The 14,752-nt window shown below is 40.5% G+C and carries 14 protein-coding genes; 9 read left to right on the top strand and 5 right to left on the bottom strand.

Going from position 1 to position 14,752, the window contains the following annotated elements; translation table 11 throughout:
- Window positions 1-313 precede the first annotated feature (313 nt).
- Together U2718_RS19430 and U2718_RS19425 are read right to left on the bottom strand one after the other, a co-directional pair.
- Complete coding sequence (locus tag U2718_RS19430) at window positions 314-604, bottom strand: hypothetical protein (RefSeq protein WP_341996247.1); 291 nt, start codon at window positions 602-604, stop codon at window positions 314-316.
- Window positions 605-643: 39 nt separating this feature from the next.
- A complete protein-coding gene (locus U2718_RS19425) occupies window positions 644-793 on the bottom strand; it encodes a hypothetical protein (protein WP_411813327.1) in 150 nt (49 codons plus the stop codon).
- A 494-nt stretch (window positions 794-1,287) separates the two neighbouring features.
- On the opposite strand from U2718_RS19425, the gene U2718_RS19420 reads away from it, so the two are divergent.
- Complete coding sequence (locus U2718_RS19420; protein WP_341996245.1) at window positions 1,288-2,007, top strand: response regulator transcription factor; 720 nt, start codon at window positions 1,288-1,290, stop codon at window positions 2,005-2,007.
- Between the two features lie 790 nt (window positions 2,008-2,797).
- On the top strand, window positions 2,798-3,070 hold the full coding sequence (locus tag U2718_RS19415; protein ID WP_341996241.1) for a GlsB/YeaQ/YmgE family stress response membrane protein: 273 nt from the start codon (window positions 2,798-2,800) through the stop codon (window positions 3,068-3,070).
- A gap of 140 nt (window positions 3,071-3,210) precedes the next feature.
- Here U2718_RS19415 and U2718_RS19410 read toward each other — a convergent pair whose 3' ends face one another.
- On the bottom strand, window positions 3,211-3,393 hold the full coding sequence (locus U2718_RS19410; protein WP_341996239.1) for a CsbD family protein: 183 nt from the start codon (window positions 3,391-3,393) through the stop codon (window positions 3,211-3,213).
- A 429-nt stretch (window positions 3,394-3,822) separates the two neighbouring features.
- Here U2718_RS19410 and U2718_RS19405 point away from each other — a divergent pair, with 429 nt between their 5' ends.
- The 3 genes from U2718_RS19405 (at window position 3,823) to U2718_RS19395 (ending at window position 6,804) form a co-directional block, all read left to right on the top strand.
- Window positions 3,823-4,704 (top strand): TIGR02587 family membrane protein, encoded by an 882-nt coding sequence (locus U2718_RS19405; RefSeq protein WP_341996236.1) that lies wholly within the window; start codon window positions 3,823-3,825, stop codon window positions 4,702-4,704.
- A 96-nt stretch (window positions 4,705-4,800) separates the two neighbouring features.
- A complete protein-coding gene (locus tag U2718_RS19400) occupies window positions 4,801-5,220 on the top strand; it encodes a TIGR02588 family protein (protein WP_341996235.1) in 420 nt (139 codons plus the stop codon).
- A 414-nt stretch (window positions 5,221-5,634) separates the two neighbouring features.
- Window positions 5,635-6,804, top strand: coding sequence for a tetratricopeptide repeat protein (locus tag U2718_RS19395; RefSeq protein ID WP_341996318.1), 1,170 nt, complete (start codon window positions 5,635-5,637; stop codon window positions 6,802-6,804).
- 17 nt (window positions 6,805-6,821) lie between these two features.
- Here U2718_RS19395 and pdxH read toward each other — a convergent pair whose 3' ends face one another.
- Window positions 6,822-7,466, bottom strand: a complete 645-nt coding sequence (gene pdxH, locus U2718_RS19390; protein WP_341996233.1) for a pyridoxamine 5'-phosphate oxidase — start codon at window positions 7,464-7,466, stop codon at window positions 6,822-6,824.
- A 352-nt stretch (window positions 7,467-7,818) separates the two neighbouring features.
- Here pdxH and U2718_RS19385 point away from each other — a divergent pair, with 352 nt between their 5' ends.
- The 3 genes from U2718_RS19385 (at window position 7,819) to U2718_RS19375 (ending at window position 11,800) form a co-directional block, all read left to right on the top strand.
- Window positions 7,819-8,904, top strand: coding sequence for an AI-2E family transporter (locus tag U2718_RS19385; protein ID WP_341996231.1), 1,086 nt, complete (start codon window positions 7,819-7,821; stop codon window positions 8,902-8,904).
- A gap of 560 nt (window positions 8,905-9,464) precedes the next feature.
- Window positions 9,465-10,292, top strand: a complete 828-nt coding sequence (locus U2718_RS19380; protein WP_341996229.1) for a ScpA family protein — start codon at window positions 9,465-9,467, stop codon at window positions 10,290-10,292.
- A gap of 341 nt (window positions 10,293-10,633) precedes the next feature.
- Window positions 10,634-11,800 carry an NDP-sugar synthase gene (locus tag U2718_RS19375; RefSeq protein ID WP_341996227.1) on the top strand — a complete coding sequence of 389 codons (1,167 nt, stop codon included), beginning with the start codon at window positions 10,634-10,636 and terminating at the stop codon, window positions 11,798-11,800.
- Window positions 11,801-11,883: 83 nt separating this feature from the next.
- Here the strand turns inward: U2718_RS19375 and speA are convergent, their stop codons facing one another.
- On the bottom strand, window positions 11,884-13,902 hold the full coding sequence (speA, locus tag U2718_RS19370; RefSeq protein WP_341996225.1) for a biosynthetic arginine decarboxylase: 2,019 nt from the start codon (window positions 13,900-13,902) through the stop codon (window positions 11,884-11,886).
- A 333-nt stretch (window positions 13,903-14,235) separates the two neighbouring features.
- Here speA and ndk point away from each other — a divergent pair, with 333 nt between their 5' ends.
- On the top strand, window positions 14,236-14,685 hold the full coding sequence (gene ndk, locus U2718_RS19365; RefSeq protein WP_341996223.1) for a nucleoside-diphosphate kinase: 450 nt from the start codon (window positions 14,236-14,238) through the stop codon (window positions 14,683-14,685).
- The last annotated feature ends 67 nt before the right edge of the window (window positions 14,686-14,752 follow it).

Genomic DNA, 14,752 nt, shown 5'->3' with positions numbered 1-14,752 from the left:
TAAAGGTAGGTTAATTATCAACTTAGACATTTAATTCCCTGGGTTGCTTAGGGCAAGTAAAGCGGAAAGTACAACCCATCCGACTTGAGATTCTAAAGCGATCGCGCCTATCTCAGTTTCCACAATTTTCTGAACAATTGCTAAACCTATCCCCGTGTTCTCTTTTTGATCACGCGCTTGTAGGGTTTGGAAAATCCAAAATACCTTATCTTGATACTAAAGCCTCCATGCGACGCGCTCGGCTACACAACAGGTGCATTTGGTACTGGTTTTCTTCTGGCAGCGTGCCTTGTAAATCTTCTTCAATCCACTCTCAGAGATTAGCGATCGCTCGTAGTGTTCGTTCAGCTACACATTTCTCTAGTTGTGTTTTGAGCTTATAAATTTCTGCTCCGGCACGTTTTTTATTACTAATATCTTGAGCTTCCCAAATTAAGAAGACTACGCGATTAGTTTCATCTGTGATCGGTTTAATCGAAAAGTCGATGTTTGCAATTGTATTCCCCGCTGCCAAAACTTCGACTTCATGGGGGCTAGTTTCTCCTGTTGCGCACGCGCGATCGCCCAAGACAAAAGTTCCTGAGTTTGGTGTGAATTTGCCCAAAACCCACACTTCCAGAATAGGCGCTCAATTACTTTGTTTTCAATCACAATGCCATCTGGTTTGATTCAGTGCAAGAAATTGAGAAGTTTGATTAAAAATGGCATGAAAGTACTGCCAACTTTCACTTAAGCTTACTTCCTCTGGCTCTAACTTTTTAACATCAATAGTAGATTTAGAGTTTAGCACCATATCTATAAATTTTGTAAACTTTTATTTCTATCTATATTGTTATAGTGATCCTAACAACTATCGTTTGTGCCTATATACTCAACCTGAACTGCCAATACTTAGATTAGCATTTGGAATCAGGCTGGCAAAATTCTTTGCTTACTTATCTTCAGAATTTAGGTCAAGAGATTTAAGCTATGTTTGCTTATATTAAGCTAACTTAAAACTTGAGGGTAAAACCATCTGAGGGGCTGGTGGAAGTTAATTTGGTAGCGAACTACTTGTGATTGCAATTACATGCCAAATTAGTATTTCATAAATCTCTATGAACTCGCTATATATCGTTAGCTAGATTTTTTGATAGATAGTCTTGCTAATTGAGATCAAAGTGAGTACTTCTATCGGTGGATGCAATTTTGTGAAAAAATCATCTATCTTTAGTTTTGGAAAATAAAAAAATAAATAGTAAAATGTCGGCCTGCGACAGATGCAATTAGTAGAGAGTAAGGATACCAATGAGCGAAATTAGTATTGTTCTGATTGAAGATCACGACTTGACCCGAATGGGGCTAAAAGCAGCATTACAGACAGATAGCACAGTTAGAGTTGTTGGTGAAGCCGCAAATGCTACTAAAGGGCTAAAACTTTTGGAAACTGCGAAGCCAGATGTAGCTGTTGTAGATATTGGGTTGCCTGACATGGATGGGATTGAACTCACTCGTAAGTTTAGGCAATGGCAAACCGAAACAGCAGACTCAACAACCAAGATTCTCATTCTGACAATGGAACACTCAGAGGATGCTGTACTTGCTGCCTTTGCAGCAGGAGCAGATTCCTACTACATGAAAGACACAAGTATTGATAGGTTAACCGAAGCAATTCAAGCAACTTACGAAGGAAATTCTTGGATTGATCCAGCGATCGCCAATGTTGTCTTACTTCAGATGCGTAAAGCTTTGCCAGAAGGACAATCCACTGAGAAAAGCAAAACTGTAAAAATTGATGCTCTAGCACCTGAGTACGAGCAAGTTTTAGAAACTTATCCGCTAACTCAACGGGAACTAGAAATACTTGAGTTGATTGTAGCTGGGTGTAGTAATGGACAAATTGCAGAGAAACTGTATATTACAGTTGGAACAGTAAAAACTCACGTTCGCAACATTCTTAATAAACTCTGTGCTGATGATCGTACTCAAGCAGCTGTGCGCGCCTTGCGCTCAGGGTTAGTAGCTTAAAGCATTAATGATTCATAGCGATTGGAAAATGGTTAGCAGTTAACGATTTATAGAAAAATCGGTAATTGATGACTAAGAACTAGCAAGAGCATATGATTCGATCAGTCTTTTTTGTACTTACTCTCACCTAACAAGTCTGTCATCTGTAATGCGATTTATCGTATAGTTATCGCTCAAAATTACAGTCGATTCAGAACCCTCCAATCTCACTTCATCAATGGTTGGAGGGATTTTAATATGGTTTTCGATCCTCTCAAGTTGGTGTATGTAAATTATAGGCATTACTAAATCGTGGTATGAATCTGGATGCTATATCAAGAGTAAACAAACAAAATCACTTTGTGCTGTTTATTGCTGATTATTTGTGGTATTGAATACAGATAAATTTTTATAGTATCTTTAACTTCTTATAATTAAAGTTATTTTCAGATGAATAGACCACAGGATACTGTAAGGGCGGGTTTTGTTTCAATCTCTAGCTCAAACTAAAAGGATATCTGCTAAACCCACCCCTAGAAGAAATTGTGGCTCCAATAAATGAAATTTGCTGTAAAGTCATTAATAAAAAAAATATTAAGAATAGTTCTAATTTAAAATGATTAATTTTAATCAAAAAAGATTATCTTTAAGCCCATGCCTTGTCTAAGTAATTATATTTAAAACAAAGTTGGTAACAATTACTTCTTACGATAGAAAAGTGACTGGACTTGAGATAGAAGAAAAGAAAAGCTGTAATTGTTATTGTATTTAGGAGTAGAATAACAGTAGAAAAAGACCAAGGAGTTAAATTATGAATATTATTGCTTGGATCATACTCGGTCTTCTTGCAGGAGCTATTGCTAAGGCTATTTATCCTGGTCGTCAGGGTGGTGGGATTCTGGCAACCATGATTTTAGGTATCATCGGTGCATTTATCGGTGGAAGTATTGTTTCTTTAATCAATACGGGGACGCTACAATTAACCGCAAGCACTCTTAGTATCCCTGGCTTGATTGTTGCAATTATTGGCGCAATAATTGCAATTTTTATCTGGGGTTTAATTACTCGGCGCAGCGCAGTTTAAATGAATGCCAGGAAAAAATATGGTTAGAGCCGATTTAGAGGTAGCTAACCTTTTTTTATTCTTCATAATCTATAAAAAAACTCCACTATTTTAAGTTAAGTGGAGTTTTTGATTAATTTCTAATAGTCAAAAAGATAGAACTAGTCTAATGATTTTTTAACATCATCCTTAATATTTTCAACAGTATGACGAAGCTGGGCTTCTGCTTGTTTTGCTTGACCTTCGGCTTGGTCTTTTGGATTACCAGTTAAATCACCAACTACTTCCTGTACTTTACCCTCAATATTTTTGGCAGTCGCCTCTACTCTCTTTTCTAAGCTCATAGTTCTTCCTCTGAATTACATTTAGAATTTTGCATTGACAAAATTAAAGATATCCTGATGTAGATAGAGTTTACACCTATCAATAGATATAAATTACGTCTTGAATAAGGATAACTAAAGACAGATTTTATAGTCAAAAATAGCAGAAGTTATGTAAATCAAAGCTGATGTTATGAGTGAGATATAAATAAAATTAAGTTCTGTTGTTAGTTACTATTTATCACTTCGTAAATAAAGACTTTAATGAAATAAAACTCTATTAAGTAATAGTATTCTCAGATGCTCTAGGCTTACTTGGTAAATAATTAAATAGACGTCATGACGGGTTTAGAGTGCTATTGACTTCCGATAAGCTATGCTAATCGCATAGTCGAGCATAAATTATGCTTACCTATTTCTCTCAAAACAAATCTTCATGGCAAAAAGACTATGGGTGTGAAAAGCAAGCGTCATAAAAATATCTGGGTAAGCGAGATAAACGATATCATTCGAGGTGCTTGTGGTGGTTTTTTATTTGGTATCCCCTTGCTGTACACAATGGAAGTATGGTGGATTGGATCGCTTGCAAAACCACCATTGTTAATGTTTGCGATCGCACTCACATTTATCATAGTTTTCTTGCTCAACCGAACAGAAGGCTTTCGTAAACGCAGACATGGTAACCGCCCTTATGAAGCGCTAACAGATACAGTGGAAGCTATAGCAATTGGAGTGACTTGCTCTGCATTTATACTACTACTACTGCAAGAGCTAACACCCGAAACCCCACTCAGAGAAGTCCTTGGTAAAATCACATTTGAGAGCGTACCATTTACATTTGGTGTAGCCCTAGCAAATCAACTCTTGGGTGACACTCGTCATGGAAATGCACAGGGACAAAAAAGCTACCCGACAAACAAAAAAAATTCACATTTATATGCAACCTTCTCTGATATTGGTGCAACTGTCATCGGTGCAATTGTCATAGCATTTAACATTGCTCCTACAGATGAGATTCCCATGTTAGCAGCAGCAGTTCCGCCTGCTTGGCTTTTAGCTATTATGGCTGCATCTATAGTCATTTCCTATGCTATTGTTTTTGAAGCGGGCTTTTCAGATCAGCAAAAGCGCAGGCAACAACAAGGAATTTTTCAAAGACCAATCAGCGAAACAATTGCATCTTACTTAATATCACTGTTGGCAGCAGCAGTAATGTTGTGGTTCTTTCAAAAATTAACTCTGAGCGATCCTTGGACAATGTGGTTGAATCACACATTATTACTAGGATTACCTGCAACTATCGGCGGTGCCGCTGGAAGGTTAGCGGTATGAATTAATCAAATGGTAGAAGAATGTGGGGTGGGCTGAAGAACTTTCATACACCCTTATTTTAATCAATAGCATACTTTCATCCTCGTTAGAGTCTATATGGAAAGCGAAATAACTGACACTGAAACACAATCACAGCGACCGAAGCGTTCTGTTGCTGAATGGGTTACTTTCAGTGCAGCCTCATTTATTCTTGCTATAGTAGTCGGCTTAGTGGGTTATGTTTGGTTAAACGAAAATGATCAACCTCCAATACTTTCAGTTAGTAACAAACAAACTATCCGAGAAGTGGATGGAAAATATTATGTTCCTTTTGAAGTCACCAATACAGGCGGAGGAACAGCCGAGTCAGTTCAGATTATGGCGCAGTTAAAAATAGGGGAGAAAATTTCTGAAACCGGAGACTTACAAATTGACTTTTTATCCAGTGGCGAAAAGGAAGAAGGGGCATTCATATTCACTCAAAATCCCCGTCAAGGTCAGTTAATAATTAGAGTCACCAGTTATAAACTACCTTAAAAGCTCGTCGTGGATTGCTAATTATGTCTGAATGTTAATTAAAATGGCAAGCAAAAATCATGTTTTAGAAATTGACTACCGATAGACATAGATAGGCGTTGCATAATTGCGGGATGATTTTGGAATTTGCATCAACCATAATCCCCGCGTCAGCCTCAATCGTCCCCTTATTCAGCAACACCAATTATTCGTGTACATCTTTTCTTGGTTTATCGAATCAATCTATATTTACTGCGAATCGAGGTTTAGTAGTGCGATCGCATCTCCTCAGTTATGCCAAGTAATTTCTTAGATTTGCTTTACATCCCATCCCATCCAGACAGTGCTATAAATCAGAATTAGCACCCATAGTGCGATCGCCCTCTTGTTTGCAGTAAGTCCGGATAAAGGCAGATTATGAAACTGAGCCTGTGCATGATTGTCAAAAATGAAGAAAGAGTACTACCCAAATGCCTGGGCAGCGTCAAAAATGTGGTAGACGAAATGGTGGTTCTCGATACAGGTTCAAGCGATCGCACTCCCCAAATTGCTCAGAAATTTGGTGCCACAGTACATCACTTTCAATGGTGCAATGACTTCAGTGCCGCTAGGAATGCAGCTTTAAAATACGTGACAGGTGATTGGATCTTAGTATTAGATGCAGACGAAAGCCTGACGCAGAAAATTGTACCGCAGTTGCGAGAAGCAATGCACAGTGAGGAATACCTACTCATTAACCTCCTTCGTCAAGAGGTGGGTGCTGTACAATCCCCCTATTCCTTGGTTTCTCGCCTATTTCGTAACCATCCAAAAATTCGCTTTTCTCGTCCTTACCACGCTTTAGTGGATGATAGCGTCACCGAGATTTTGCGCCAAGAACCCCATTGGCAGATTGGCTATTTGCAAGGTGTAGCAATTCTACATTCTGGTTATCAAAAAAGTGCGATTACCCAAAGCAACAAACACTTTAAAGCCCAAAAAGCGATGGAAGAGTTTCTTGCAACCCATCCCCACGATCCTTATGTATGCAGTAAGTTGGGTGCTTTGTACGTAGAAACGGGAAAGATAGCTGAAGGTGTAGATTTACTAGCCAAAGGAGTTAAAATTGCCGGGGATAATTACGACATTTTATACGAACTTTACTATCATTTGGGCATTGCTTGCAGCCGTTTGCAAAATGTCAAACAGGCTATTGTTTATTATCAAGCTGCAATTAAATTACCTATTTATCCCATGCTGAAGCTGGGAGCATACAATAACTTAGGCAATTTACTAAAAGCAACTGGAGATTTCAAAGGTGCGAAAACAGCTTATGAAACAGCTTTGCAGATAGATCCTAGTTTTGCTACAGGGCATTACAATCTGGGAATGACTCTCAAAGCAATGGGTTTATTTACAGAGGCGATCGCATCTTATCAAAAAGCAATTGTCTTAAATCCTAAAAATGCAGATGCCTATCAAAACTTGGGAGTAGTGCTGCTGAAAGTTGGCAATGTACAAGGCAGTTTGAAGGCTTTTCGCCAAGCGATCACTATCCATGAAAAACACAACCCCGAAGAAGCAAAACGGCTACGCCAGGGTTTGCATGAAATGGGGTTAATGTAGACAGAAGTCTTTCTGTTTTAGGGTGACAAACGCTCTATTTTCCAACTCTCATCATTAAGACGAGTATACAGCAAGCGATCGTGCAAGCGGCTGGGGCGTCCTTGCCAAAACTCAATTTCTGTTGGGATCACACGCAAACCTCCCCAGTAAGCAGGGCGGGGTATATCTTGATTTTCATATTTTGCTTGCAGTGCTTGCAGACGCTCCTCTAATTCTTCTCGGCTTGCTATTACTTGGCTTTGATGAGATGCCCAAGCACCGAGGCGGCTATTGAAAGGACGACTTTGAAAATACTCATCTGACTCTTGTTCAGAAGCTTTTTCTACATACCCGGCAATACGAATTTGCCGTTCTAGTTCTGCCCACCAAAAAACTAAAGCAGCTTGAGGATTTTCGGTGAGTTCTTGTCCTTTTTGACTGTTGTAGTTGGTAAAGAAAACAAAACCCCGTTCGTCAAAATCTTTTAGCAGCACCATTCTTGCCGAGGGTTTGCCATCTGGTGTAGCAGTAGCAACAGTCATCGCGTTTGGTTCTGGCAATTGGGCAGCTAGTGCCTGGTCAAACCATTTTTGAAATTGTATAAAAGGATTTGGGTCAATATCATTTTCGCTCAAGCCCTGCAATGTATAATCTTTGCGAAGGTCGGCTAAAGTTTTTTCCATTGCGCTCTGCTTCCTTTTGACTAAATAGGTGATACTAATTTTGGATTTTAGATTTTGGATTAAAACCATTGATTAGTAGGCTTGTCCAGAATTTTGAAACAAGACTTCCTACGTCATTTTGGTATGAGTGGAAATCATCATACCTATGTTACGAAAAGTAAACACATCTATAACCTCACTCATAATTAATGACTATTGACCAATGACAACCCTATTTAGTTAACTTTAATTTGTGCCAACCTATTCAATTTAAGGTAAGTCATCTACCTGTGAAAAATATCTATGATGATAATCAGTATTAAGTAGTTTTTACTCACAACAGCTAAGGAGTTTTTCAAATATATTGCCTCAAATGCGCCGTTGGACCTCTCTTCAAAATCTGCTAATCTATGGTTTGAGCGGCCCAATCATTGCGCTCAACATCTGGTTGCTGTCTGTTTTTTTTCGCTATTTCCAGCATCCAATTACTATTCTTAGTATTGCGGCAATTCTCGCATTTTTATTGAACTATCCAGTTAAGTTCTTTGAGAAAGCTCGTATTTCTCGCACACAGGCAGTGATTGCTGTACTACTGCTGACTTTAACACTAGTAGTATTCTTGGGCGTTACACTCGTACCGATAGTCATTGACCAAACTATCCAGCTATTAAACAAGATTCCTGATTGGCTTGCGACTAGTCAAGATAACTTAGACTATATAGAAGCTTTGGCTAAGAAACGACGTTTGCCTTTAGATTTTACTGTAATTAGCAATCAAATCAATGCCAATATTCAGAATCTGGTGCAGCAATTAGCTTCAACTGCTGTTGGATTTGCTGGAACATTACTATCAGGAATAATTAACGTGGTTTTAGTAGTCGTACTGGCATTTTATATGCTGTTGTATGGCGATCGCGTTTGGTTTGGTTTGGTAAAGCTCCTACCATCCCGTATTCGTGTACCTCTCACCACTTCCTTACGGTTAAATTTCCAGAACTTTTTCCTTTCCCAATTATTATTGGGGCTATTTATGGTAGTAAGTCTTACTCCCATTTTTTTGATTTTAAAAGTTCCCTTTGCACTTGTGTTTGCTATCTGGATCGGCATTTCTGAACTCATTCCTTTCGTGGGAGCAACTCTTGGCATTGGCAGCGTCACGATTTTGCTGTTGCTGCAAAGTTGGTGGTTAGCAGTTCAAGTTGCAGTGGCGGCAATCTTTATGCAACAAATTAAAGATAATCTGCTAGGCCCCAAGTTACTAGGAAATTTTATTGGACTGAATCCGATCTGGATTTTTGTTGCAATTTTGATGGGATTTGAAATTGCTGGTTTACTGGGAACACTCGTTGCTGTACCGATTGCTGGCACAATCAAAGGCACATTTGATGCTCTGAAAAACTTCAAGCCCAAAAATCCTGTATCAGAAATTACTATTGAACCAGAGTTGCCTCTTGAGTAAAGGGGATGGGGTAATGAAAAGGACACGGGGAGGTGGAGAAGAGTTCTACTTCGCTCTCCCACTCCCCTTCAAGCGTCCCTAGTCAACCCTTACCGCTGCAAAAACAGATAAAAGTATTTCTAGATACATTTATTTGTACACGTAAATATCATATTACACTTGATTTTTTATACTCTCTCCAATAACATTTGTTTGTAAACTCGCAATACACACATATCTCTAAATGTACTAACTTAGGGACTTATGGAATCAAAAATTACAATTCCTAAGATAAGAATTTGTGATTTCTTAGAAATCATTAAGCAGAACTTACTACTTACTATCTAGTATCCAATGAGACAAATAAACTTTGTAATAATTTTTATCTTTTGCTTAAGTCTGACTTTATTCACAATACCAAGAGAAGTTGGTGGATAGTGGTTAGTAGATAATGGCTCCTCCGCAGGCGACTGACGTGAGGGGGAACACGGGGAGGGAAAGATAAGGAGAAGGATTCTTCCTACAGTTCCTCTACTAACTACTAACTACTACCTACTAACTACTAACCACAGTATTTGTTGATGGATGCTTCCGAGCTACTGGCAACAATTGAGAATCTCATAAATCAGGCACAAGCCGGGGAAATCGATCCTTGGGATGTCCAAGTTATTGAGGTAATTGACCTTTATATAGAATTAATGGCATCAGAGGCTACTCATAGAACTTATGAAGCCGACTTATCTCAATCTGGACAAGCAATTCTTTCAGCATCAATGCTGGTGTTATTTAAAGCCAACACTTTAATGCAATTGCAGTCTGCACAAGAGCAAGAAACTCTTGGAGATGATATTTTTTTAGAACCAGAGGACGCAGTTTTATCTCCAAATCATCGATTGCCATTAGAACGGCATTTGCGTCGTCGCCCGGCAGCCATGCCTCCGCCGAAGCGTCGTGTGACTCTGCAAGAGTTAATCGAGCAATTGCAGTTAATGGCAGAACAGTTAAAACTAGTGGAAAAAGTCAACAAACCACCTCGTCCCCGGCGTCAACCCGGTTTGCAATCGATGCGGGCGGCACTGGAGTTGGCTCACCAGGAAAACCTTACAGAAGTAGCTGGAGAATTAGAACAAGTATTGTACAGTTGGTCAACACAACTGTGTCTAGAACAAAATTGGTTGGATTTGGAACAACTGGTACAGTTGTGGACTCAGACAAAGCAATCACAACACAATGGCTCTGCTCACGACTCACCAAACAGCCATTTAGTAGGTGTTTTTTGGGCATTGTTATTGCTTTCGGCTCAATCCAAGGTGGAGCTTTTTCAAGAAGAGTTTTACCAGAATATTAAAATTCGCTTGCTCACAAACACACAAAGTACCGAAAAAAGCTTGGAACCGTCGAGGAATTAGATAGGGGGAACTAGGCTACAAAGGTTTTCATCATTATTGTGGGCGCGAGCCTCCAAGTAGGAGCGACGAAAATCACTCGTAGGCATCTAGCTCAAAAATACACATGATTTATACAATTAATGTTTCAGCTAGTGTTTCAAACAACCCCAAAATTTAAGTACATTGAACAGATGAGCAATCATCTGGCGATCGCATATCATTAACCTATGCTTATGCTAATACCATGTTCATTAATTCCCCTAATTCAGTCCTTGTCAGGATGACTCAGCGCATAAAATAAACTGACTATGAAATATCACTCCATGAAAGTTAACTGGCTTGTGGTTGAGGAATAAAGATTTATGAAGGCGATGATTCTGGCTGCGGGTAAGGGAACTCGTGTTCGTCCGATTACGTACACTATGCCCAAACCGATGATGCCCATCCTGCAAAAGCCAGTGATGGAATTTCTACTAGAACTGTTACGCCAACATGGGTTTGACCAAATTATGGTCAATGTTAGCCATTTGGCAGAGGAAATTGAAAGCTATTTCCGTGATGGGCAGCGGTTTGGCGTCCAGATTGCTTATTCTTTTGAAGGACGAATTGTTGAAGGTACGCTGGTGGGAGAAGCCCTTGGTTCCGCTGGCGGTATGAAAAAAATTCAGGACTTTTACCCATTTTTTGATGACACTTTTGTAGTGTTGTGCGGAGATGCTTTAATTGACCTAGATTTGACGGCAGCTGTGAAGTGGCATAAATCTAAGGGTTCGATTGCCACTATCATCATGAAATCCGTTCCTCAAGAAGAAGTTTCTAGCTACGGTGTAGTTGTCACCGACGAAGAAGGACGCGTTAAAGCTTTCCAAGAAAAACCCAAGGTAGACGAAGCTCTAAGTACCAATATCAACACGGGTATCTATATTTTTGAACCAGAGGTTTTGAATTATATTCCCTCAGGTGGTGAGTACGATATTGGTAGCCAATTATTTCCCAGACTAGTGGAATTAGGTGCGCCGTTCTATGCCATTCCGATGGACTTTGAATGGGTAGATATTGGTAAAGTTCCAGACTACTGGCGGGCAATTCGTGGTGTGCTGTCCGGAGAAATTAAAAATGTCCAAATTCCCGGTCAGCAAGTTGCCCCCGGTATTTACACTGGCTTAAATGTAGCAATGAACTGGGATAAAGTTGATATTACTGGCCCAGTCTACATTGGTGGCATGACCAAAATTGAAGATGGAGCTAAAATTGTCGGCCCCACAATGATCGGCCCAAATTGCTGGATTTGCAGTGGTGCAACTGTAGAAAACAGTGTAATTTTTGAGTGGTCGCGTTTAGGCCCAGGAGCGCGGCTGGTTGATAAGTTAGTGTTTGGACGATACTGCGTAGATAAAACTGGGGCAACAATAGATGTCCAAGCCGCAGCTTTAGACTGGTTGATTACCGATGCTAGACAAACACCGACGTCTCAAACTCCACTAGAACGGCAAGCGATCGCCGAATTGTTAGGGACAAACGCAAATTAGGTACTAGGGACTCGGTACTAGGGGTTGGGAATCATCGCTTTTAACGTTGATTAGTTTCTTTCCTAGTCACCAGTCCCCAGTCCCTAAGAAGACAAATACGTATACCTCCTCAAACTCTGTTCATAGGTTTGCAGTAGTCGCTGTGATTCTGCTAGAGTAATGCGATTTTCTTCTAAAGCGTGTTCGCAGCGCTGGCGGATGTTTTCTACCATATCCTCGGAGTCATACTGCACGTAGCCCACCACTTCACTTGTGGTGTCACCCTTAACTACGTGTTGAATTTGGTAGCCCTTGGGCGTTAATTGGATATGAACAGCGTTCGTATCGCCAAACAAGTTATGTAAATTACCCATGATTTCCTGATACGCTCCACTCAGGAACATTCCCAGATAGTAAGGTTCTCCAGGCTCAAAGGGGTGGAGTTCCAAGACTGACTTCACATCTCGCAAGTCAATAAAGCGGTCAATTTTACCGTCACTGTCACAGGTAAGATCCGCTAAAATTCCCCGTCGTGTTGGTTCCTGATCTAGGCGGTGGATCGGCATAATCGGAAATAATTGATCAATAGCCCAGCAATCAGGCGCAGACTGAAATACAGACATATTGATGTAGTAGATAGAAGCCATGATTTTTTCTAAGTCTTCCAGTTCGTCGGGTACGTACTCATGCCGCCTAGTGATACTGAGAATTTTTTGACAACAAGCCCAGTACAGTCGTTCGGCTTTGGCACGCTCTGTGAGGCTGAGAATTCCCAAATTGAAGCGGCTGATCGCTTCTTCTTTAAATTGGGTAGCGTCGTGGTAAAACTCTTGATAATTATCTTCGTGAATTGATTGGTAAGTTTCCCAAAGATAACTGATGATGTGCGACTCTCCTTCTTTAGGAGGTTCGGGCGCTTCAGTCAAAACTTCGCTGGTACTGAGAACATCAAAAATCAATACCGACTGGTGGGAAGCGATCGCTCGTCCACTTTCGCTAATCAGTGTTGGTACGGGTATACCTCGCTCTGAGCAGGTATCTTTCAACTCTGCCACAATGTCGTTGGCATAGTTCTGCATATTGTAATTTTTTGAGGCGTAGAAGTTAGTTTGCGAACCATCATAATCTACACCTAAGCCACCACCGACATCGAGATATTTCATGTTAGCGCCTAATGCTGCTAATTCTACGTAAATGCGGCTGGCTTCTTGAATTGCATCTTTAATGACATTAATGGCAGAAATTTGCGAGCCAACATGAAAGTGCAATAGCTGTAAAGAATTTAACAAGTTGACTGCACGTAACTTATCCACTGCTTGGATAATTTCTGGAATTGTTAAACCAAATTTAGCGCGATCGCCGCTGGATGTTCCCCAGCGCCCCATGCCTTGAGTGCTGAGTTTTGCTCTCACTCCGACAATCGGTTGAATTCCTAGCTGCTGACTGACTTCAATCACCAAATCCACTTCTTCAATTTGTTCTAGGACGATAATTGGTGTTTGTCCTAGTCGCTGTGCCAGCATTGCCGTTTCAATGTATTCTTGGTCTTTGTAGCCGTTGCAGACGAGCAAAGCTCCTGGTGTATCCAACATTGCTAGAGCAATCATTAATTCTGGCTTGGAACCTGCTTCTAAACCAAATTGATGAGGTTTGCCAAAGCGGACTAAATCTGATACCAGATGCCGCTGCTGATTGCATTTAACCGGAAATACGCCCCGGTAAACCCCAGGATAATTGTAGCGAGCGATCGCTTTGGCAAAACAAGCATTCAACCGCTCGATTCTGTCTTCTAGAATATCCGAAAAACGAATTAACAGAGGCAAACCGAGATTGCGCTGTTTTAGAGCATTGACTAATTCAAATAAATCGAGAGAACCGCCGCGATCACCCTTGGGAGAAACAGTAATGTCACCGGCGGCATTAATTGAAAAATAAGGTTGCCCCCAACCTTCAATCCGGTATAGGGCTTCACTATCCTCAATTTTCCACAGGCGCGAGCCATCATGTGTGGTAGCAGGTGGTAGCAATTTTTTTTGCTTGTGATGTTTCAGTTCACCTTTTTTACCATTATTGGAAGGCGGTTTCACCACCTCATCTGATGCAGCAGTTGACTCAAGACGCATTTCTTGTTGACCTTTTATGTTTCACCCACGAATTTACAATTTAGCGCATTCATGTTTGAACGCACATAGACTTTGGAGGTGATTTCTGAGATATTCTGTGATTGGTTATTAATCATTGGTCATTAGTTATTGTTTAGTAGGGGAGGCAGCGCGTTGCTGAGGCTCCGCTCCGTTGTAGCGACTGCCGTGCGGGTTTTGCTGATTATTTTTCGGCTCAAACCGACAATTTATCTTATAAACCCACCCGTACTTATACAGACAAAAACTATATCAGGGACTTTTGACTTTTAACTAAAGACACAAAAAATATTTATCTGCTTTGAGGAGATAGCTTTGGAACGCACATTTATTGCAATTAAACCCGACGGCGTACAACGTAAATTGGCTGGTGAAATTATCCGTCGCTTTGAAACTAAAGGTTTTACCTTAGTTGGCTTAAAGTTCTTGAGAGTCAACCGGGAATTGGCTGAAGCGCACTACGATGTTCACCGGGAAAAACCATTTTTTTCAGGGTTAGTTGAGTTTATCACTTCTGGCCCGGTGGTAGCGATGGTATGGGAAGGTGAAGGTGTTGTTGCTGCGGCAAGAAAGTTAATTGGTGCGACAAATCCCTTAACGGCAGAACCAGGGACAATCCGGGGTGATTTTGGCGTTAATATCGGTCGTAATATTATTCACGGCTCCGATGCGATCGAAACTGCTCAACGAGAAATTTCTTTGTGGTTTAAAGATGAAGAATTAGTCAATTGGCAACCTCATTTAATGCCTTGGCTGCACGAGTAAATTAGAGGCTAGGGGCTAGGGGCTAGGAAAAAGTATGAAGTATAAACAATTTTAGCCTTCATCCTTT

Source organism: Chlorogloeopsis sp. ULAP02 (assembly GCF_038404745.2).
Taxonomy (GTDB): domain Bacteria; phylum Cyanobacteriota; class Cyanobacteriia; order Cyanobacteriales; family Nostocaceae; genus Chlorogloeopsis.
This window is presented reverse-complemented; position numbering and strand designations above follow the sequence as displayed.